This window comes from Photorhabdus akhurstii (assembly GCF_019090985.1).
Lineage (GTDB): Bacteria > Pseudomonadota > Gammaproteobacteria > Enterobacterales > Enterobacteriaceae > Photorhabdus > Photorhabdus akhurstii.
The window spans coordinates 4,859,418-4,882,607 of the sequence record NZ_CP020335.1; the positions used below are offsets into that span (position 1 = coordinate 4,859,418).

Here is a 23,190-nt window from a genome sequence, read left to right on the forward strand (position 1 = left end):
AGCATGGCAACATGAATATTGAAAATGAATTAACGTGTGATGATATGCTTAATGATGTAGCTATTATAGGAATGGCAGGACGATTTCCGGAAGCTGACAATATCGATCAGTTCTGGTCTAATTTATGTGAAGGGAAAGAGTCTATAAAATTCTTTTCCGAAGAAGAATTATTGGCACTCGGCGTTAAAAAACAAGTTATAAAGCAATCTAATTATGTACCTGCAAAAGGTAGTATTGAAAATTCTGAGTTTTTTGATGCAGAATTTTTTGGGTATACTCCTTATGAAGCCGAATTACTCGATCCTCAACACCGGTTATTTTTAGAAACGGCCTTTCATGCATTAGAAGATGCCGGATATGACACTCTAAGATACAACGGTAATATTGGCGTGTTTGCTGGTGCTGCAATGAACACTTACTTAATAGATCTGTATTCGAATCCAGGAGATATCGACCCGGTCGGCGGTCTACATCTAATGTTGTCAAACGATAAAGATTATTTACCTACTCGCGTATCATATAAACTCAATTTAACTGGACCAAGTGTTAATATTCAAACAGCTTGTTCGACCTCTTTAGTTGCTGTCCATATGGCATGTCAAAGTGTTCTAAGCGGAGAGTCTGATATAGCTCTCGCAGGTGGTGTTTCGATTTCTATCCCTTCACAAACCGGTTACCTCTATCAAGAAGGCGGTTTTTTCTCTCCTGATGGACATTGCCGAGCTTTTGATGAAAAAGCCCAAGGGACAACTGACGGTAATGGGTTAGGCATTGTAGTATTAAAAAGATTGGCTTCTGCAATTGAAGATAAAGATCATATCTATTGCATTATCAAAGGATCATGTATCAATAATGATGGCAGTGGTAAAATTGGATACACTGCACCAAGTGAAGAAGGGCAATTTACAGCAATTAATACTGCATTGAACATATCTGGTGTCAACCCAGAAGACGTCACTTATATCGAAACGCATGGAACAGGAACAATATTAGGCGATCCAATTGAGTTATCTGCCTTAAAAAGAGCTTACGCAAGCAAGAATAGAATTTCTCCTTGTCTGATCGGTTCCGTAAAAACAAATATCGGTCATCTTGGCATCGCCGCTGGAATAGCCGGTTTAATTAAAACTTCTCTTTCCCTAAATAAAGGAATAATACCATCATCGCTTAACTTTGATAAACCAAATCCAAAATTAAGACTTGAAGAAAATATATTTTATGTCAATACAAAGCTAACATCATGGAATACCATCTGTGCTAGGGAAAAGTATGCCGGCATTAGTGCTTTTGGCATAGGTGGAACTAATGCACATATTGTTCTAAAGGAGTACCAAGACCATAATATAAACTCAACCAATAATAAAAAAAATCCACACCTAATTATTTTGTCTGCTAAACGTGCTACCGATCTGGCTGTAATGTGTCAAGAATTATGCCATTTTCTAGAAAAAGAGAACTCTCCTAACTTAGCAAATATTGCTTATACTTATCAAATTGGCCGGAGTCAATTTGACTCAAGAGTTTCATTAGTATGTCATAATAAAACCGAGGCCATTAAACGTTTGCAGGAACTTCTTCATTCAACATCTGCCACAAAGGAAATTAACAACGACAAAGTGGTCTTCATGTTTCCTGGTGGTGGCACACATTATCTAAGAATCGGACAAGAGCTGTTTGAAACTCTCCCCATATTTCAAAAAACATTTAAACAATGTTCAGATCTATTATCAACTCAACTAAAATTAGATTTATGTTCAGCACTATACTCAGGGGACCTCCCATCTGAAGAAATAGAAACGTTACTAGAAAAAACATCTATTTCATTGCCATTAATTTTTTCAATCGAATACTCTTTGGCCTGTCAATTAATGCACTGGGGGATTCAACCACATTCTATGATAGGTCATAGCCTAGGAGAGTATGTAGCCGCATGTATTTCAGGTATTTTCTCACTTGAAGACGCAATTTATTTAGTTGCATGTCGTTCTCGCTTATTAGAAGAAATCTCAGGTGAAGGTGCTATGCTATGCATCATGTGTAGTGCCGAAAAAACATTAGAATACCTAGACGGAACCGAGCTATCTTTAGCTGTTATCAATAGTCCTAATCAAACTGTCGTGTCTGGCCGTCCTGAAGAAGTACAAAAGCTTGTAGCTCGTTTAGATAAAAATAGAATCGCATATTACAAAATTCCTATCCATACAGCTGGCCACTCTCATCTCGTTGAGCCTGTCCTTAAATCATTTGAAGAGGTTCTGCAAACAATAAAGTTTGGTTTACTAACTATTCCATACGTTTCCAATGTAACCGGTACATGGATAACACAAGAAGAAGCACAGAGTAAAAAATATTGGTTAGAGCATTTAAAAAATACTGTAAATTTCAGTGCCGGGATAAGTAAGCTACTAAAAGATGACTATCAAATATTTCTAGAAGTAGGACCGGGTAGGGCTTTAACAACGCTTATCAAGGACCATAATCCTATCAGCCCGATATTAGCAATAAATTGTATGAAACGAGCTAAAAGTAATGATTCTGACTCATCAATTTTATTAAATGCAGTTGGAAAATTATGGGAGACTGGCGTTACTGTAGACTGGTCTAAGTTTAATGAAGAAAACAAATTTAGTCGGGTTAGCTTGCCTAAGTACCCATTTCAGAGAAAATATTTTTCAAGAGCAAGAAAGCCAGAGCTTCCGGCTCTACTAAATGATCAACTATCTTCATCAATTGCAATTGAAAAAAGTAAAGATATTGATAGGTGGTTGAATATTCCAATTTGGAAAGAAGCTATTTTATTGTCGCAAGAAAAAAATCCTGAATGTGTACTCGTTTTCCTTCATAAGGAAGATAGCATCTCTTGCCAGCTTTTAAGCAAGATTCAGCGCATAGCTGAAAATACTATTATTGTTTATTCCGGAGCTGAACCATACGAAAAAGCAGAAAATACTTTTTATATCAATCCTGGAGATCACTCACACTATGATAAACTCTTTTCAGAGCTTGATAAAGAAGGGAAGACTCCAGACGTCATAGTTAATTTATGGCTCATACCTAATTATACATTTAACGAAAAAGTTGATACCGTACTTATTGATTATTCTTTTTATAGCATATTATATATAGCGAAATGTTTGTCACAATACGCGATTGGTAAAGATATAGCGCTGTATTACTTCACCTGCCAGTTAGCTACTTTTAACATATATGATATCCCGAATGCTCTTAAGTCACTCATTCTTGGGCCGAGCAAATCAATCTCTCAAGAATATCCCAACATTACCGTTCAATGCGTAGATATACCCACTGAATCAGAAGACCCTCAATATTATTTAGATGCTTTAATTAAAGAGGTTTTTTCTGAACCAGAAAACTCTAATTTTATTTACCGTCAAGGAAAACGTTGGAAACAAAATTATATAACTTTACCGACAACAGACGCTGTAAAAAACACTTCTGCGTTGAAATATAAAGGAGTCTATTTTATCACCGGTGGCTTAGGGCGTGTAGGTTTAATCCTGGCTGAATATCTAGCTACTCATTTTAATGCCAAATTAGTCTTGTTAACGCATTCAGATTTTCCTCCCGAAGAGGAATGGGATCGTATTGTTTCGCAAGTAGAAAGTAATCCAAAAATTATAAATTGCATAAATAAACTTTCCCAATTCAAAAAATTAGGCTCAGAAATAATGGTAATAAAAGCAGATGTTGCCAGTAAAGAGCAAATGAGTGAAGCGATCAACCAAACCTTAGCAAAATTTGGAAAAATTAATGGTGTTATCCATGGCGCAGCTACGGTGGGGGAAAGAGCGGTTAGGTCTGTAACTGAATTAAATAGGAATGATCTTGAATTACAGTTAAATACAAAAATATATGGAACGTTGGCGCTTGCCAATGCTTTGGATAACGTTGAATTAGACTTTTGTATTTTAATGTCATCACTATCCGCAATTTTAGGGGGATTAGGGTATTCAGCATATGCCTCGGCCAATGCCTTCATGGACGCCTATAGCCATAATAAGGGTAGGCCGTGGGTTAGCATAAACTGGGATCTTTGGGATACAAATGATGGGAAGGTTTTTGGTAAAAGTTTATCAAAACTACCTATGTCTCCCTCTGAGGGGGCGGAAGTTTTTCATAGAATTACAGGTTTAGCTACCTTTTCTCAAATTGCGGTTTCAACCGGTAATTTGAATTCTCGTATCAACCAGTGGGTAAATAGAGAAGGTCTGCAATTACATGATAAAATAGCTGGAAATGATGTTTCCTGTCTAACAACTTATCCTCAATATACATCACAATATGTTACCCCGGCCAATTCACTAGAAACTGTTATCGTCAATATATGGCAAGAATTATTTGGTATAGCCGATATTGGTGTAGAAACAGATTTTTTTGAAATAGGTGGCCATTCCTTATTAGCTGTACGTCTAGTTTCCCGAGTTCGAGATGTACTTAAGATTGACTTTCCACTACGTGAATTATTTAAAGAGCCGACTGTTAGAGCAATGAGTGAAAAATTAGAAGCAATTGGTCATGAAAATGGTATTAATATTCATGAAATCTCAGATCTTTTAATTAGGATAAGTGGCCTATCCGAAGATGAAGTAAAAAAGGAAATATGGAAGGAATTAAATGATTAACTATATATCACAACAACAATCATCTTGTTTATTGGAAAGCGAAGATCCTTTATTAAGTTCATTGATAAACAAAGAATCTAAGCGCCAAAAAAATGCTCTATCAATGGTAGCATCGGCAAGTGTTGCCCTACCAAGCGTTATTGCTTGTGAAAATACGACATTAATCAATGTTACAACAGAAGGTTATCCGAATTCACGTTATCATGGAGGTTGTAGGTTTGTTGACCAAATTGAAGAATTAGCTGTTGAAAGAGCAAAAAGCGCATTTAGCGCCAAATATGCAAATGTCCAACCTCATTCAGGTTCCTCCAGTAATGAAATTGTAATCTTTGGCTTGCTAAATCCAGGAGATCGCATTTTGGGGATGGATATTTGCAGCGGTGGTCACTTAACTCACGGTGCGCCGGTTTCTGCTATTGCTAAATATTTTGAAGTCTACTCTTATGGAGTTGATCCAAAAGGATATATTGACTATGAACAAATAGAAGATATAGCTTTACATTGCAAACCAAAACTTATTATTTGTGGTGCAAGCTCATATCCGAGGAAAATAGATTTCGCCAAATTCAGAAAGATAGCAGATAAGATCAACGCTTTTTTATTAGCTGATATTTCTCATATAGCTGGCCTTGTTGCTTCCGGGCTACACATGAGTCCAATAGACCATGCCCATATCACAACAACTAGTACATATAAGCAATTATACGGCCCTAGGGGAGGATTGATTTTATGTGGTAAAGATTATGATATCTGCGTAGAAAAAAACGTCACATTATCCCAAAAACTGCAAAAAGCAGTATTTCCGTTTTATCAAGGGACGCCGATCTTAAATGCTATTGCAGGAAAGGCAAGGGCTTTGGATTTTGTTAATAGTAAAGAATTCGCTTTGTTAATGAAAAACGTTATCTTGCATTCTAATACATTAGCCAATAATTTAATCGAATTAGGGTACAACGTTATTACTCAAGGCACGGATAATCATATGGTTTTAGTTAATCTGCTTGACAGAGGAATTACAGGATATTGCGCAGAAAAATCATTGGAAGAATGTAACATCATTGTTAATAGAAACCGTATTGCCGGAGATAATAAATCATCAATGATAGCAAGTGGGTTACGTTTTGGTACAAATTCCTTAGCTTTTAGAGGACTTGGTCAACCAGAATTAAAACAATGCACTGAAATTATTAATGAGATTCTAACCCACACAACCGTAATATCCGATACACAATTCCGATTGGATGAAAATATAAAGAACAAAGCTGTTAACCAAGTAAAAGCTCTGTGCGATCAATTTCCACTATATCATGTATAGCATGTTGCTGATTTTAGTAATTAGAGTTAAATGATGTTTAGATCATAATATTTGGAGCGATTTATGGCAGTAAAACTATCTAAAGGGTTCCCCATTCTTTCTGAACAGCAAAAAGAACTGTTTGATCTACTACTTAAAAAAAAGGGCATTCAACTGGCAGAAAAGGAAAAAATACAACCAACGACCCAAAGTGAAATCCCTTTGTCTCTTGCTCAAGAGAGGATTTGGTTTTTACATCAATTAGAGCCTAACAGTGCATTTTACAACACTCCTTTTGTCATTAAATTAAAAGGGCAACTGGATTATTCTGCACTGGAAATGGCGGTACAAACGGTTATTGATAGGCATGAAATATTACGAACCATTTTCCCTACCGAAAATAACATGCCACTCCAAAAGATAATGCCATCTCTTAGTATAAAGCTGCCTATCATTGATCTCAGTAATTATGATGATATTGGTGACAGAGAAGCAAAAGCGCACGAAATTACAGATGAATCAGTACAGGATATTTTTAATTTAGAAAAAGGGCCATTAGTTAAAACCAAGCTAATTAAATTAAGTAATGTTGAACATTGGTTTATATTCTTAACACACCATATGGTATTTGATGGGTGGTCTGTACCTGTTTTAGGGCGAGAACTAACTATTGCATATAATGCTTACCTTGAAGGTGTTAAGCCAAATTTTGATGTATTATCAATACAATACAAGGATTTCTCTGTTTGGCAAAGGGAGCGATTAACGACAAAAGAACACTCAGAAAAACTATTAAACTACTGGAAAAAAGAATTAAATAATTTTATCCCTAATTTAACCATCGATGGTGACTATTCAAGACCTTCTATTCAGAGGTATAATGGAGCCTCTATATTTTTCGATATATCCCAAGAAAAAGTTAAAATATTGGAAAAAATTTGTCAGGAAAATCATGTAACCTTATTTGTCGGTCTATTAACAGTTTTTAAATTACTAGTTTATATTTATACGGAAGAAACAGATATTACGATTAGTACAGGAATAGCTAATCGTAATAGAGCGGAAATAGAACCACTAATAGGATGTTTTATTAATATATTGCTATTACGTAGCGATCTTTCGAACAATCCTACATTTATTGAGCTAATCCGAAGAATAGGTAATAAGACAAGTGAAGCTTTCTCACACCAAGATCTTCCTTTTGAACTATTAGTTTCAGAGTTACAACCGAAACGTGATTCTAGTTTTAGCCCTTTAGTACAAATGATGATCGTATTCCACAATGCAGACTTAGAAGTTGATACAATGAATAATCTTTTTTCAGAAATGATCTCACCTGAAAAAAACATTGCACAATATGATTTGTTATTACATTTAATTAAATCAGATAACGGCGTTAAAGCTGTATTAGAATACAATACTGATCTTTATAAAAAAGAAACGGCAAGAAGTATTACCCAACGTTTTAATATTTTATTAGAAAAAATAATCACAAATCCGGCAATAAATATCAATAGATTGAATTTACTTAATCAAGGTGACGAGTATTTCCTAGCAAAAGTCAATAATACAACGATACCGATAGAAAATATTCAACTGCATGAACTTTTTGAAAGGCAGGTAGCCAATAACCCACAAGCAGTTGCCGTTTATGACGGGGAACAAGTTATAACTTATTCTGAGCTGTCTCATAAAGTTAATCTGACTGTACAAGCTCTTTATCAGTTTGGTGTAAAGCCTGGAGCGATAGTAGCAATCTGTGTAGATCCTTCCACAGAATTAATTCAATATATGCTTGCTATTTTAAAAATAGGCGCTGCTTATCTTCCTCTAGACTCTAGTTATCCTGAAGAAAGATTACAATACATGCTAGATAATGCAGAGGTAGCAACGATAGTTACTCAGAAAAAGTATGTTAAAAATATCAATATCGAAGAAAATAATAGACAATTACTTATTGTAGAAGAAGCAAACAATAATAGTCTACCGACCGACTCTAAACTCTCTTATCATGCGGATCCTGAAAGTTTGGCCTATGTAATTTATACATCAGGTTCGACAGGAAGACCTAAAGGAATTGCAATCAAACATCGAGGAATTGTAAATAACCTGCTCGACTTAAACTTAAATTTTTCTCTCAAACCAAGCGATCGGCTAATATTAATTTCATCAACAAGCTTCGATATGTCTGTCTATGAAATTTTTGGTACTCTATCTGCCGGTGCGGCTGTAGTCATACCAGAAAGAAGTAAACATAAAGATCCGCGTCACTGGGTTGAACTAATTGAAAAATTTAACATAAGTGTCTGGAATTCAGCTCCAGCAATATTGTCTCTGTTAATAGAATCAATAAAAATCGTAGATAGATATAAAATTCAATCAATTAGATTGATAATTTTAGGTGGTGATTGGGCCCCTATACCATTGTTAAAGAATATTAAAGAAGAGGTGATACCTAACTCAGAGATCGTAGTCCTCGGTGGTGCTACAGAAGCCTCTATCCACTCTATAATCTACCCAGTGAAGTCTATTCAAGACCACTGGAAGAGTATCCCTTATGGACATCCAATGAAAAATCAAACGGCCTATATATTGTCAAAAACATTGCAGCCGCTACCAACGGGTATGCAAGGTGAACTATATATAGGCGGAATAGGGTTAGCCAGAGAATACATAAACAACCCCTCTTTAACAGCAGAGAAATTTATACCTAATCCTTTTTCTAATATTACTGGAGAGCGACTTTATAGAACTGGAGATTTAGCTCGTTGGATGCCAGATGGGAATATTGAATTAATTGGCCGTATAGATACCAGCCAAGTAAAAATTCATGGCCTAAGAATTGAGTTGGAAGAAATTGCCAACGTTATAAAAAAAATACCTGGTGTTTTAGATTCGCTAGTAATTACTCTCAATAATGAGAATACTTCGAAGAGTTTAGCTGCATTTATTATTATGGCTCCAAAAGTGGAAACTACAGTTACACAAATTAAAAGCCATATTAGTGATTACCTTCCTACATTCATGGTACCTTCTCATATAGTCTTTATCGAAAAAATCCCTCTTTCGCCTAACGGTAAGGTTGACAGACGGCAATTACAAGAGTATTGCCATTCAAAAATTGAGTTACGTCAAGATATTACTCTTCCTATAACTCAAACAGAAAAAATGCTCACCGCAATTTGGAAAGAAATCTTAGATGTTGAAACAATATCTATAGATGATGATTTTTTTGAGATAGGAGGCAACTCTTTAAAATTAATCAGAGTAATACAAAAACTACCTATTAATATTAATGTAATCGATTTAATGCGAAATCCCACTATTTCTCAGCTAGCTACTAAGATTGATAATTATAACTCTTGCCAAAAAGATGAAAAGCTCATATATCAGTTCTCAACCAATGCTAATCATGCTGAAGAAAAGAAAACGATTGTATGTGTACCTTATGGTGGAGGGAGTGCAGTTATTTATCAATATTTAGCAAAGTTAATCGAACATAAGTTTAATGTATACGCAGTAGCAATTCCAGATACTCAAAATAACAACAGGTCTATAGAAAGCATCGCCGAACAGTGCACAAATGAGTTAAAAACTGTTTTTGGGGAAACAATATCTCTTTATCTTTACGGGCATTGTGCCGGCGTTGCTTTGGCTCTTGAAATTGCTAAGCAATTGGAAAAAAATGGTTTTAGGGTTGAAAGAACATTTGTTGGTGCCGCATTGCCATGGGCAAGAAACAAATTATTAAGAGCAATAGGTAATATTCAACTAGTTAATCCTTTTAGAAACCAACAAGCTATATTGAATTACATACAAAAGTTAGGGGGAATTGAAGAGATAGAAGATCCAACAAAATTATCTTTTGTGACAGAAGCATTTGTTCGTGATGCCAATTGGGCTGAAGACTATATATATAATCACCTTAAATCAAAGGAAAAATTAAAATCTCCAATTACGTGTATTATTGGAGGAAATGACCCATTGACACCAAATTATATGAAAAAATATAAAGAATGGAGCACCTTTAGTAACCAAGTTGATTTAGTTGTAATAGAAAATGCTGGTCATTATTTCCTAAAAGATAAAGTTACAGAGTTAAGCCGTATTCTAATCGAGAGTACTAGTAATATATCATCTGCTACTAATGGAGAATAACATGGAACAAGTAGAAGTATGGATGTTATACAAAGGGCTTGAAAGGAAAAACCTTGAAAGAGAAATGATCTATATTAAAGATATTGAGCCGGAGGAAGTGTTAGCTGAACCTCTTTATGGATGCTGGGAAGGTAATATGGGACACGCTTTAGAACGCCAACCAATTGACATCTGTAAAGAAAGAAAAGAGGACAAAGTTGTTATTGGTAATTCAGGTGTTGTTCGCATTCTCAAGGTTGGTAATACTATAAAACATTTACGAGAAGGTATGATCTGTATTTTATTTTGTGGTGAAAATACAAGAAATGATAAATTTCCGCAAAAAATTTATGCCTATGATCAACCTAATACAATAGGATTATTATCGAAAAAAGTTAAGTTACATCATAAATATCTTATTCCAATACCTGAAAACTCAAAGTATACGCTACCACAGTGGGCTGCTTTTTCTTTACGTTATATTACAGCCTGGTCAAACTGGCAAGTATCTTATAACTGTTGGCTGGCTAACATTAAAAACAATAAAGCTGCATATTCTGATGCCTATGTATGTGCTTGGGGAGGCGGAGTTTCATTTGCCTTTGTCACTCTAGCAAAAATTCATGGTTTTAATGCAGGACTTATCTCATCGAAAAAAACGATGTTAAAATATATTACAGATGTCGGTCTTGACTCAATCGATAGGAACTTATTCCGCGATCTGGCTTATAACGAGGAGCTTTATAACACAGATAAAAATTTCAAAAAAAATTATCGGCAAGCTGAAAAAACCTTCTTAAATATTATTAACGAAAAAACTTCTGAAAAAGGCGTTGCTATTTTCATGGATCTAGTAGGTTTTCCAGTGTTCAGGGCAACATTAAAGGCATTAGCTTCTCCAGGCGTAATAACAACGTCCGGTTGGAAAAAAGGAATGCATCTGACCTCTTCCCGGGCTGTGGAGTGTATTAAGCGCCACACTCATGTTCACACACATTATGCTTCTTATGAAGAAGGCCTAGACGCTGTTACCTTTGCAGAAACAAATGGTTGGCTCCCCCCAATAACCGATAAAATATGGCAGTGGGATGACATCCCCCATCTTTCTAAGCTCGGTTTATATGAAAGTTTAGACACTTATTTTCCAATATACCAAATTAATTCTATCTAATAATTCAGGAAATAGACTTTTATGAAAAAATTGTTTAAATATTTTTTTTTCCTGTTCTGTTTCTCAACTTTCGGTTTTGTTGCCTTAGTCGGCTATCTGTACAACTCGACCAGTCCAAAACATGACGGGCAGATTAAATTCAAAGGGTTATACGGAAAAGTTACTATTGTGCGCGATGAACTAGGTATCCCTCGCATAAAAGCCGAATCAAACGATTTAGATGCCTACTTCGCTTTAGGATTTACTCATGCACAAGATAGATTTTGGCAAATGGAGGTCCAGCGGCGTATCGTTCAGGGTAGGCTCAGTGAAATCTTCGGGGAGGAAGCGCTTGATAATGACAAGATTCTTAGAACCTGGCAATTTCAACGAGCGGCCAAGTCGTCACTCGATGTTTTGAATGATAATACTCAAAAAATTATAGAAAGTTATACTGCCGGCGTTAATGAATTTTTAAAGTTAAAAAAGTACCCTATCGAAATTTTACTATTAGGATATGAGCCAGAACCTTGGACGAATATTGATACTATATCCTGGCAAAAAATATTAGCTTGGAATTTAGATCGTGCCTGGGAGGAAAAATTAAAGAACTATCTCGTGATAACACAACTTGGCCAAGAAAAATTTAATCTTGCAAGCATAAGCTACCCCAAAGATGCGCCTATCACACTTTCTGATAGTGATTGGACTTCTTCTATAAGGAAAAGCAATAAGTTAAATCATAGTGTTAGTACTAATATATCTACAATAAAGAATATTAAGAAGAAAGATCTGTTTGATGGAAAAATTAGTTCTTATATTAGATCCGTGGAGTCTTATGGTCTTGGTTCTAATGCTTGGGTTATCTCTGGGCAACATACAGAAACAGGGAAACCAATATTAGCAAACGATCCTCATTTATCTTTTTCTGCACCTAATTTATGGTACTTAGCTACCATGCAAGGACCTAATTTAAACGTAACCGGAGCAACAATTCCCGGTTTCCCATCGATAGTAATTGGACACAATAAAAATATTACCTGGGGAGTTACTGCTGCGGTCATTGACAATCAAGATTTATTCATTAACCCTTCAAACCAAGTGATAATTGAAGAAAGAATCAAGGTAAAAAACAAACAGGACGTACTCTATTCTGTAAAATTAAGTGATGAAGGCCCTGTTATTAGTAGCATAGAACCTACGAATAGGATTGGAAGAGATATTGCAATAAAGTGGCCGGCGCTTATGCCTAGAGATAAATCTGTGCAAGCACTAATAACATTAGGGTATGCAAATAACTGGGAAGAATTTAAATTATCTTTAAGCGAATATGTTGCACCCGCACAAAATTTTCTCTATGCAGATATAAAAGGTAACATTGGGTATTATCTGGCTGCAAGGATACCAATTAGGAACAATATTGACCCGAGATTTCCAGTAAATAGCGGTGGTTGGACAGAATATATTCCCTTCAATGAGATGCCCCATGTTTTAAATCCAGAAAAAGGTTATATTGTATCAGCAAATAACAAGATTGTTTCTGAACAATATCCGTTTTTACTCACCAGCAGCTGGAATGTTCCCCCTTACCGCGCAAAACGTATTACCGATACAATCATAAATAGTCAAAAAATCAATATTGAAGATACAAAAAAGCTTCAAAATGATATAAAAAGTTATTTATGGTTAGATTTTATGCCTATCCTATTGGAAAAAACTAAACCAAATGACGATCTTAGTGAAGTCGCCCTTGAAAAATTACAAAAATGGGATGGTGAAATGGTTAGGAATAGAATTGAACCTACAATCTGGTCATATTGGTACGAAGAATTATCCAAAATGAATAATATAATTGATACGCCATTTAAGTGGTCCGAATCATTATTCCTTAAAAAACAGCTAAGCTCTGAAGGTTCTTTTTGTCTTACGGAATTCACACAAAATTGTTCAGATTATTTATCTAAATCACTTCATGCGGCGATGACCAGGCTTAAATCAGATAATGGGGATAATTTATCGAAATGGCAATGGGGAAGGGTACACCAAGCCCAATTTAAAGGATTAGTCATTGGTGAATCGCCATGGCTAGGTTGGTTATGGAACAGGGATATTGCCACTAATGGCGGGAAATATACAGTAAATGTTGGAATATATGATGATGACTTCAAAAACATCGTTGGTCCAGGTTATAGACAAATTATAGACCTAGCAGATATAGATAATAATAGCCTATTTATTTTATCACTAGGTCAGTCAGGAAATATTTTACATAAGAATTATGATGATATGTTACAATTATGGCAAAAGAGCGATTATATTAAATTATACAATAATAATCTTATAAAAAAACTTTCTTTTGAACCATCATCTAAATAGATTGTCATTAACAACCACATAAGGATTTCACATTATGAAATCAGGCTTGCTTATTATAGATATGCAAAAAGGCTTGTTTATGTTAGATAAGCCAATTTATGATGAAGTACGATTGATCAAAAATATAAACTCTCTTATTAATCAGGCTAGAAAAGCTGGAATACCAATTATATATATGCAACATTGTGGTGGTGAATGTCATCCGTTGGAAAACAGTAATATTGGCTATCAATTTATTGATCAGATAAGCGTAACGCCCAATGACATAATAATTCAAAAAAAACACCCGGATTCATTCCAGTCAACAGAATTACATAGCGTTCTTAGTGAGCTAGCTATTAATAATATTATACTTGCTGGAATGCAGACTGAATATTGTCTTGATTCTACTTGCCGCCGAGCATATTCATTAGGCTATAATGTTACGCTAGTTGGGGATGCCCATAGTACTTGTGATGGCGATGTATTAGATGCCAAACAAATTGTTGCTCATCATAATGAGATTCTTGGTGCGTTATTTGCATCGGTCATCTTAACTGACAAAGTCATATTTAATAATAATTAGAATCCCATCATCAGCTATACCTGTGTTCAATGAAGATGCTTGATTTTTCCCAAAAAGGGGATCATGCAGGGAAAGATCACTGAAAGTATATATTGCATACTTTCGTAACGAAAATGCAATACACCCATCAAGCAGATATCCAACTAACCATATATCCGTGCTCATTGAAACTGCTTGATCTTCGCCCAAATGAGGTTCATGGTATCAGTCATGAAAATCTTCATTACCGATGAACAAAAAGCTGAACTTGAACACCTCCATCACACCTGCCGTGATAAGAGAGAGTGATCGCATCAAAGCGGTCCTGCTGGCCTCTGAGGGCTGGAGTTCCGTGATGATCGCTCAGGCCCTGCGCCTTCATGAAACGACCGTTAATCGTCATATCAGCGATTACCTTAATCACCGCAAAATCAAGCCCGAAAATGGCGGCTCTCAGAGCCATCTCAGCGAAACACAGACTCAGGCACTTATCGCTTATCTGACCGCGAGTCTTCTGCCCACCACACGGGCGGTTATCCGCCTTGTCAAAGAAGCGTGGGATATCAGCTACACTGTTCCCGGCATGAATAAATGGCTGCGCCACAATGGATTCAGTCATAAAAAACCGACCGGCGTGCCACACAAGTTCAATGCGGAGCAGCAACGAGCCTTTATGGAAACCTACGGGAAACTCAGGCAGGAAGCCGGAGACCATGAACCCATCCTGTTCATTGATGGCGTCCATCCCACGCAGGGGACCAAACTTGCTTATGGCTGGATGCGAAAAGGGCAGAAAACCGCGGTGAAAACCACGGGAAGCCGTACCCGTCTGAACCTGATGGGGCCCTGAATCTGGCCGATATCAGCAAAACGATAGTACGCGAGTATGACCGTATCGACAGTTATCACATCGCCGAGTTCTTCATTGCCATCCGTGAGACCTATCCGGTTAGTCAGAAGGTTCATATTATCCTTGACGGAGCCGGTTACCACCGAAGCAGGCGGGTGAAAGACTGGGCTTATGTGATGAATATTGAGCTTCATTACTTGCCGCCATACAGCCCGAATCTGAACCCGATAGAAAGACTGTGGAAGGTGATGAATGAACAGGTCAGAAATAACTATTATTTCGCCTCGACGGCCTTGTTCAGGCAGGCAATCCATCGCTTTTTTACGGAAATATTACCGGAACTTGCCGGGAACCTGTCGGGCCGAATTAATGACAACTTCCAGGTTCTGAATCCTGCATCTTCAAGTTAAGCGGGTATAAATATGATTTGATGTTATCCATTTGACATAAAATGGAAACGACATAATGAATCTGTAGCACCAATTTAGTAATGTCACTTTTTATGGCATAAAGGATAAAACCCTTATTGCCATAAGAAAGACATTCGGATGTTGGTGACTATGTCAGATAAATCATTAAATCGAGTTAGCGTTATTCAGAGCGTGATTAGAGTCTAATCATATGATTACCTGATACCGGGAAGCATACTGTGCAAAACCAAAGAGAATGACGATAAAAAATTCAACATGAAAAAATGAAAATTACACCCCAATATAAAATGTTATTTTTCCTGCTTCACCACCACCATAACACCACAGGCAGCCGTCGGAACATAACGCCACTCATACAGTAAGTTTTGTAATGTAATTCCTGTTCGTTCCCAGCGAGGGATCACCACGTTAACCATCCGGTAACGCCATGTCGGGTAACGTGCCAGAACCGAATAGGCCAGCTGTATCTGAGCAGGCCGCATCAAATGAGAACGAAACAGAATATCCCTGTCTGCCCGCAAAAGCGCCACCTCAAGTTCGCGAACAAATGCCGCATGAAAGCACCGGGTTCGGCTCCGTGTCAGACGCCCTATCCTGTCAGTCGGGGAAAGGTGAATGACGTAATACCGTTTTTTCCTGCGCCGAACCCCCGAACAGATAAATCCCCGCCAAGGCGTTAATCCGCTCACCAGTGCAAAACAAGGACAACACAAAACCACCAAAATAAAAATCAGATATACGCACATGTTACGTTTTCATTTACAGCAGGTAATGACATAGGCTGATTCGCTGCGTTGGTGACCCACAAATTTAAGTCCCGCCGCATAATATCCGGGCTGACATCGGTGTTCAGCGAAATCACGTCCGCCCCAGTTTCCATCCTGATAACATTGGTTCTGCTGTAAGGTGGCTTCTGCTTTTGTCCACAGGCCGGACTGGCAGGACAGTATGGCGCCTTTGCTGTCGCGGCTAACCAATCCGTTGGGTAAACAGGCCGTACCCGCCATAGTCACTTTATCAAGTTGTAAAAACTCCCCTGTCGACAGACGACCATCAGCCCGAAGGGCGCCGCCTTTGATTTGCCCCTCCGTATAAATGCTTTTATTATTGACGCTGCGAAGCCAGTTGCTGTCTGACATCATCCAACCACCACCATAGGTTTCATTTAACCAGCCTTTATTCTTTGTCGTCACAATCCAGCCATCGTGGCTACGAATATCCCCCTGAAACTGGCCGGCATTCGCCCGGATATCGCCACTAAAATGTCCAGCCTGTGCATTCACGGTAGCCGTATTGTTCAGGTTATTGCCTCCCATGTTAATGTCAGTATGCATTTTGTTCAGTTCCGGACGACCGGGGACAGCAAAACGGTACAATCGGTCACTCTCCTCACGGGCAGTAGATAACTCATCTGCGCTCAATAACACGGCCAGATGACCTTCACCACTGTTTATCCCAAAATCCTTTAGAGGCACCGTCCATGAACTCATTGCGCCAGTAACCGTCTTGCCATCCCGAATATATCCCCCCAATCCGGTAGAGATATCCATCGATATCAGGCGCAGAGCTTTATAAGGCAATTGACTCCCTTCTTGTGTCACCACCATTGCCTGCAATAATGCCGGATCCTGGGTATTTCGTACCACAGCGGTCTGATAGCGCTGTCCTGAACTATTGGTGTCTTTGAATCCAGATGGCAACAGCCCCGTTTTTCTCAACATATCCGGGGTGATCATCACAGGTTGGGTTGTCGTTGCTAAATTCCGTAACCTATCATAATAACGACCAATATAAGCTCTCGACGCTGCACTGAAACGACTGCTTTTCGCCGCCATGACCTGCCAAGACTTCTCTGTCAGATAATCGTTGTAAATGCGGGTTCCCAACGCCGCCAGTACCAGCAATATCATGAGTCCGGCAGCTGTGCCCAGCATCATGTATCCCCTATCCGGCCCTCTGCTGCTGCCACAACAACCCTTTCTTTCTGTCACAATTAGATTACCCATATTGGCTGATATAATCGTTCCAACAACATGACCACACTCCCTAAACTGAGCCAAGGCCCCAGCGGCCCGCCTTTCATACCTTGATGAGGTAATTGTGCCAAATACCACAGCACGAAACCGGACAGACCAATCAAGCAACCTATCAGTGCCGGTAACCCTGTCAGCCAGGCACACAACGCTCCCATCAGCCAGACATCCCCCATTCCCAGCGCTTCACATTGAGAGTGCCGGTTCATCAACTTGCGTAACACACTCATCCCGGCAAGCATAAGCACCGTAGCCAAAAGAGTTATTGACACTGACGGCAACGAAATACTGACCAAGACACCGGACACCAGGCAAGCCAGTGTAAACTGACGAGGAAGCCAGCCACTCAAAACGTCTATAACCGATAATTGCAACAAAAAACTCAACAGCAACAGTGCGGCTATCCGCTCCATCAGCGGCGCTGGTGATAACAACATCAACGTGCCCGACACCACGTACAAACAGATAGCCATTCGTGGTACCGGATGCACTGAACACATCAACAGACCGTATTCCTGCAAAAATTTACTCACCGGACGAAGCAGCACGCATCCGATGACAAATAACGTCATCATAACCAGAGGGGTATATTCTGTAGGAAAGCTAACCGCAATCAGTGTCTTCATTTAACCATTAATCGTAAAGATCAGTTTATTGGTCCCGGTACGACCGTTGTTCCTTGTGCATTCTGTACTGGCACTTTCCAGCGTCACCTTGCCATCAGCGTGATGAGTATTATTAATAGTGATCTCTGACGCACTTCCTCCCCGGCTCATCCCAGTCGCCAATGAAACACAGGCAGACTGAGGGACTCTCTCGTAAGTTACCGTGAATCCATTATTAAATCCCCCCGTGCTGCTCGGTCCGACCTTAACCTGACCACCCCAGGTATTCCACAACGTAGCATTACCAGCAGTCGTATCACCGCGAACTGTCATACTCTTCGGTATGCCACCCAACTGAATCAGGACGCCGGTCATCTTGTCTGCATTACTAAATTCATACCCGCCGCTGCCTTTCATTAACCCCTGAGTACTGGAGATGATAGTTTGCAGATTCGTTGTTTCCACAACCGCATCCTTGCGGTCATACAACATATAAATGCCCCCCAAAACTACAGTAATCACGGCAATCACAACCAGAGCGACCGCGCCATTTTCCAAAATAGCCCAACCCCGTTCAGGGGAACGGACCATTCGGTCTTGTTTCTGTATCATCATGTACTGCATTGATTTATTCCTTATATAAAGGGTTCTTTACGGAGAAAATCGTTAAAAGGAGGTTTAATTTAAAGGGGTTACGGCATGATGTTAGCCATGTTCTGTATTTCCATAACGGCCAGCAGGATCAACATAAATGTCCCGACAACCAGCAACAGGGAACACAACATGACCAAATTGGCCCGCCTGTTCACCCGAACAATGGTTTGGTCCAGCCACCGCTCACCATAGCGTCCAATCATCTCAGGAGTACCATCACCTTCCGTCAGCAATGACAGAAAATTCACCGCTTCCTTTGACGGAAAGTCATAACCACAGTGATGCAATGCCCGGCCAAAGTGATCCCCTTCGCGGACACAATCAGCAATAGACTCCAGACGAATCTGTAACCAGGGAGATGCAAAGCGTTGCAGGATAATTAACGCATCCAGCGTCTGAACCTGGGCACGCAAAAGGGAAGCCATGTTCAGTAAAAAAATGGCGCCCTGAATATCGCTATAGACCGACCAGGGGATAAGATGATCCGCGATGCGACGCAGACGGTTGACCCACCGCGGGAGCGAATACGCCACGCCCACAATAAAAGAGAGCAGTAAGACACCACACCACAGAAAAGCATGCTCAAAGAATGTCGCCATCCCGTTCAGCCATGCCAGCACCCCCTGCCAGTTTTCCGGATCTGCAATATTTTTTAGTGTTGGTACCAATTCTGTTGCGGTGATCACCAATAATCCCGCCATCAGTAACACCAACAGCAAGGGATAAATCATCATTCTGAGCGACACTATCAGAATACGCTGACGGCAACCTATCAGTGTAATGGCCTGACTCAATGCTTCAGGCAAATGACCGCTGCGCATACCCGCACTAATTAACGCCGCCTCTTCTACCGGTCCCCAAACAGCCAGCACATGTTCCAAGGTATTCGTTTGACTGTTATCAGTGAGCGCCGAGATGCAATCGTCAATGAGTTCAGCAAACGGATGCCAATGGGTATCGAAATGCGTATACACATCACGTATCTGCCGCAACGCTTTCAATAACGGTATCTTGTTTTCCAGTAAAAAACGCAACGCCTCATAGAAAATGATGCGATAACTCGGTAAGAACGTGTGGCGAACTAACACATAGCGCAGACGGCTAACCCATGACATTTCACGCATCACACGGCTCCATCAGCAAATAATCATCTTCATCCAGCGGACAAACTAAATCGGCTTCCAATGGATCAATCAGCCCGGCATTCAGCTTATTCAATAGATGCTGGCGACGAGTAATCCCGCCTAGGTTCGATACCCAGTGTTGTCTCGCGGCCTCTTTGCCCTCAGTCATCAACAAGGTAAAAAATCGAGCATCTGGCCTAATGACTTCTGTCACCACGCTACGACCAGTTACTCCCCGGCTAACAATCCGTCCGCTCAAGGTAATCGTCTGGCAACAATGTTCACATCCTTCGGGATGACGAAAATACAAATTCTCTACGCAACAGGTACCGGGAGCATGGCAATAACGCATCAGATAAGCCCGTTGTTCCTCATCCAGTACCGCCTGTTTCTGTGCCCAAGGTACCCGACAGTGTGGGCATAATGTCTGTACCAAACGCTGACTAATCAACGCAATCAAAAGCTGTGCATCAGCAATCAGCCCCGCATTCACCCCCATGGTTATCATGCGCTCAGGAATACCGACTGCGCTATTGGTATGCAGCGTCGTCATGACACTATGTCCTGTTTGCGCAGCATAAATTGCCGTTAGCATGGAAGTCAGGTCTCGCATTTCGCCTGGCATAACGGCATCTGGATCAAGACGCAGCGCAGAGGTGAGCGCTCGGTGCCAGGCAAGCCTGACCGCCTCTTCATCACTTTTGTCACACACGATGGGCGTTTGAATCGCGCCGGCAATCCTCCCTTCAGGGGGGTCTTCAACGGTCAATAACCGTTTTTTACCTCCTGTCCTGTCAAGATACTGGCGACAAAAAGTGCGTAATGTCGTGGACTTCCCAGAACCGGTTGGTCCCGATAACACAATCAGGCCCTCGGGCAGTCGCAAAATACGGGAAACCAATTTGATTTGTTGCGGCAAAAAACCTAATTGTGTCAGTGTAGGCACTTTGTCACCATCATCAGCAATCACACGCATCACAACATACAAACCATCTGCGGTTGGCGTATGGCTATACCGGGCGCCATACAAATGTACCCGACGCAGAAAATCCGCTTTAATCCTCCCGTCCTGCTGACGGCCGGGAAAAAATTGCGTTTCAGTGACATCACACATCGACAGGATGATCGTGGATGCCAGTGCCATTCCCTCCTCTTCCGACAGTTCATTGACGACTTCCAGCTCACCGTGAATACGCATTTCAATTCGGGTCAATCCCGGACTGATGGTCAGGTGAATATCTGACGCATTCAGCTTTTTTGCCAGTTCAAAACAGGTCAGTACCTGCTTCTGACGTTCACTCACATCAGTTAGGTCCGACAGACACACGCCCTGTTCATTCGTCCGCTGATGTTGTTTCTGGCGGTTCGCCTGCAATTCTGACAAATTGACAAAGCGAATTTCTGCTTCTGGCGTGGCTTCAAGTAATTGCATGACCCGCGTCTGAACCTGTGGATCGCCCCGACGATTGTTGTCAATTAATACCGTAGCCTGCTGTTCTTCACATAACAGCAACACGGCATCATTAACCTGGATACTTTCTTTCATTCCCTGTCTTCTCTCAGAACGTTAATACCGAGCCATCACTTAGCGTGACCGCAGAAAGCGTGATCACCTTAACTTTGAACTGAGTGCCAGGCACTGCGTCACCGACAGCTAACTCCATCACACCGCGGCCCGGCAGGCTTACGCTGGCCCGCAATGCATGCCCCCGACCATAAATCTCCTGCACCACCGGACGGGTCACAGGTTGTCCCGCCGTTATCACCGGTGATACGGTCATCGGCAAATCAAGGTCATTACTGCCCGTTAACCCCAAAGGCTGATTTTCTGTCAGTTGGCGTTGTAATTTAGCCTGCTGCAATTCCGCTTCCAGCAACAAATTTTTCGCGTGTAAATGCTCTAACTGCCCCACAGTCACACCCGCAGATGCTTCTGTCATCCCTGTTACCGAAAGAGCGCTATCCTCTGTTGCCCATACGGGTGAACTGATAAAAATTAGCCCACTTAACACACTGATACACAAGGCAGTATTATTTCCGGGCATAAATGTATCCCTCAGTCTGATAGGTTAACTGTCCCTGTGAGGTCAGGGTAAACGTGAGGCTGTTCAGTCGCAGCCCTGTATCATCCAGTTCAGCAAATAGCCATGCTGGCATCACCCGGCTACTGAAGCTGAACAGGTATTCTCGCCAATCCTGGGAAGGTATAGATTGCCCGTCTCCCGGTAATGCCGATGCTGGAGTCAGTTCATTTAACGTCAGAGGGATCTGCCATTGCTGGAAATTCGAAACCATCTTCATCAACTGTACTGAAACAGCAGGCACCGCTTCATTGCGAACCGGCAAAGGTTTCCACGGCAGGAATACCCGGCCTTCTTTTGCGCCCTGAACCAGGTCAAAAACCGGTGACTGCTTAAATACACTCTGTACACGCTGAACAAAATGCGCTGCTGTACCGCCAGGCATAATCTCGTAGTGAAGGCGGACGCCATCTTTTCGGCATGAACCTGCCGTCAAGCGCCAACCCGCCAATAACACAGGGATCGTCCGACTGGTCATGACACAACGTGCCAAAAACGCGGGTAACAACGGCTTATCGGCCCACGGATGAGGTAAGTCAACCGGTTTTGGCGTTTCTTCAAACAATCGTGATGCCCTGACTTGAACAGTTTCAGTCATCGGTAATCTCTCATCGGGAGATTTTCCTGACTGCAATAACCCCCATACGACAATCAACAACATGATAAATACGGCCATCAACAATAATGGTGTCCGCCACCGCCGTTGCAGGCGACACATCCGATACTGATGAGCAGACAAAGCAGAAGTTATTGAGCGCCAATGCGCCGGATTATCAGGGTCAGATACTACCCGCCAGCTTTTATCTGGAGCCGGGTTAAAAGTTAAAAAACGGGACAGTGCTGCATTGACACTCTCGCGAGTTCCAACAATATCGGCCATTACGGACGGCAAACCATTCTGCGTCGCCAAAAATAACCATTGCCCCTCGCCCAAATCGTAAATCCCGTACCCGTTTGGGCCGGAATGCGATAAAAAAGCGATGGCTAAAGAATACGGTGTGTGACGGCAATACAATTTCCTGATTATTCCCGTTCCCATCATGCGTGTAGTCTGCTGACGTCTCCCCGAACGATTGCCCACGACCCGATGTACATCGGCGTATTGAGATCGACTGGCTACCGGACGAACACGTTGCCTTCTGCGGGGTCCCCGTTTCACCTTCATGTACGGTGACCAACGCAGGCCACCGATCCAACAATAGCGCTCGGCCTTTACAACCGTGACTTCGGGTATCTCACCGGGTATTTCTAAATCGATGCTTTTCATT

The 23,190-nt window shown here is 40.7% G+C and carries 14 protein-coding genes and 1 pseudogene; 7 read left to right on the forward strand and 8 right to left on the reverse strand.

Features of this window, described 5'->3' with window-relative positions:
- Positions 1–11 precede the first annotated feature (11 nt).
- The 7 genes and pseudogenes from B0X70_RS21125 (at position 12) to B0X70_RS21155 (ending at position 15,404) form a co-directional block, all read left to right on the forward strand.
- Complete coding sequence (locus tag B0X70_RS21125; RefSeq protein ID WP_217470300.1) at positions 12–4,643, forward strand: type I polyketide synthase; 4,632 nt, start codon at positions 12–14, stop codon at positions 4,641–4,643.
- On the forward strand, positions 4,636–5,958 hold the full coding sequence (locus tag B0X70_RS21130) for a serine hydroxymethyltransferase (RefSeq protein ID WP_217470301.1): 1,323 nt from the start codon (positions 4,636–4,638) through the stop codon (positions 5,956–5,958). Before B0X70_RS21125 ends, B0X70_RS21130 begins: the two co-directional genes overlap by 8 nt.
- Before the next feature lie 63 nt (positions 5,959–6,021).
- On the forward strand, positions 6,022–10,095 hold the full coding sequence (locus B0X70_RS21135; RefSeq protein WP_217470302.1) for a non-ribosomal peptide synthetase: 4,074 nt from the start codon (positions 6,022–6,024) through the stop codon (positions 10,093–10,095).
- A gap of 1 nt (position 10,096) precedes the next feature.
- Positions 10,097–11,245 carry an MDR/zinc-dependent alcohol dehydrogenase-like family protein gene (locus tag B0X70_RS21140; protein ID WP_217470303.1) on the forward strand — a complete coding sequence of 383 codons (1,149 nt, stop codon included), beginning with the start codon at positions 10,097–10,099 and terminating at the stop codon, positions 11,243–11,245.
- Positions 11,246–11,266: 21 nt separating this feature from the next.
- A complete protein-coding gene (locus B0X70_RS21145; protein ID WP_217470304.1) occupies positions 11,267–13,600 on the forward strand; it encodes a penicillin acylase family protein in 2,334 nt (777 codons plus the stop codon).
- Between the two features lie 34 nt (positions 13,601–13,634).
- Positions 13,635–14,165: a cysteine hydrolase family protein gene (locus tag B0X70_RS21150; protein WP_217470305.1), complete on the forward strand. Its 531-nt coding sequence runs from the start codon at positions 13,635–13,637 to the stop codon at positions 14,163–14,165.
- A 210-nt stretch (positions 14,166–14,375) separates the two neighbouring features.
- A pseudogene (locus tag B0X70_RS21155) lies at positions 14,376–15,404 on the forward strand (IS630 family transposase).
- A 311-nt stretch (positions 15,405–15,715) separates the two neighbouring features.
- Here the strand turns inward: B0X70_RS21155 and B0X70_RS21160 are convergent.
- The 8 genes from B0X70_RS21160 to pilO2 form a co-directional block, all read right to left on the reverse strand.
- Positions 15,716–16,171: a hypothetical protein gene (locus B0X70_RS21160; RefSeq protein ID WP_217470306.1), complete on the reverse strand. Its 456-nt coding sequence runs from the start codon at positions 16,169–16,171 to the stop codon at positions 15,716–15,718.
- A 9-nt stretch (positions 16,172–16,180) separates the two neighbouring features.
- The gene (gene pilV / locus B0X70_RS21165; RefSeq protein WP_217470307.1) at positions 16,181–17,362 is read right to left on the reverse strand and encodes a shufflon system plasmid conjugative transfer pilus tip adhesin PilV; all 1,182 of its coding nucleotides are present in this window, start codon (positions 17,360–17,362) and stop codon (positions 16,181–16,183) included.
- Between the two features lie 56 nt (positions 17,363–17,418).
- Positions 17,419–18,084: a prepilin peptidase gene (locus tag B0X70_RS21170; protein WP_110092012.1), complete on the reverse strand. Its 666-nt coding sequence runs from the start codon at positions 18,082–18,084 to the stop codon at positions 17,419–17,421.
- Positions 18,085–18,687, reverse strand: coding sequence for a type 4 pilus major pilin (locus B0X70_RS21175; protein ID WP_110092013.1), 603 nt, complete (start codon positions 18,685–18,687; stop codon positions 18,085–18,087).
- Positions 18,688–18,755: 68 nt separating this feature from the next.
- A complete protein-coding gene (locus B0X70_RS21180) occupies positions 18,756–19,841 on the reverse strand; it encodes a type II secretion system F family protein (RefSeq protein WP_217470308.1) in 1,086 nt (361 codons plus the stop codon).
- Positions 19,834–21,387: a GspE/PulE family protein gene (locus B0X70_RS21185; protein ID WP_246593358.1), complete on the reverse strand. Its 1,554-nt coding sequence runs from the start codon at positions 21,385–21,387 to the stop codon at positions 19,834–19,836. Before B0X70_RS21185 ends, B0X70_RS21180 begins: the two co-directional genes overlap by 8 nt.
- 13 nt (positions 21,388–21,400) lie before the next feature.
- Positions 21,401–21,886 (reverse strand): type IV pilus biogenesis protein PilP, encoded by a 486-nt coding sequence (gene pilP, locus B0X70_RS21190; RefSeq protein ID WP_112896253.1) that lies wholly within the window; start codon positions 21,884–21,886, stop codon positions 21,401–21,403.
- Complete coding sequence (gene pilO2 / locus B0X70_RS21195) at positions 21,873–23,189, reverse strand: type IV pilus inner membrane component PilO (RefSeq protein WP_217470309.1); 1,317 nt, start codon at positions 23,187–23,189, stop codon at positions 21,873–21,875. The genes pilP and pilO2 overlap by 14 nt, the downstream gene beginning before the upstream one ends.
- Position 23,190: the final 1 nt, after the last annotated feature.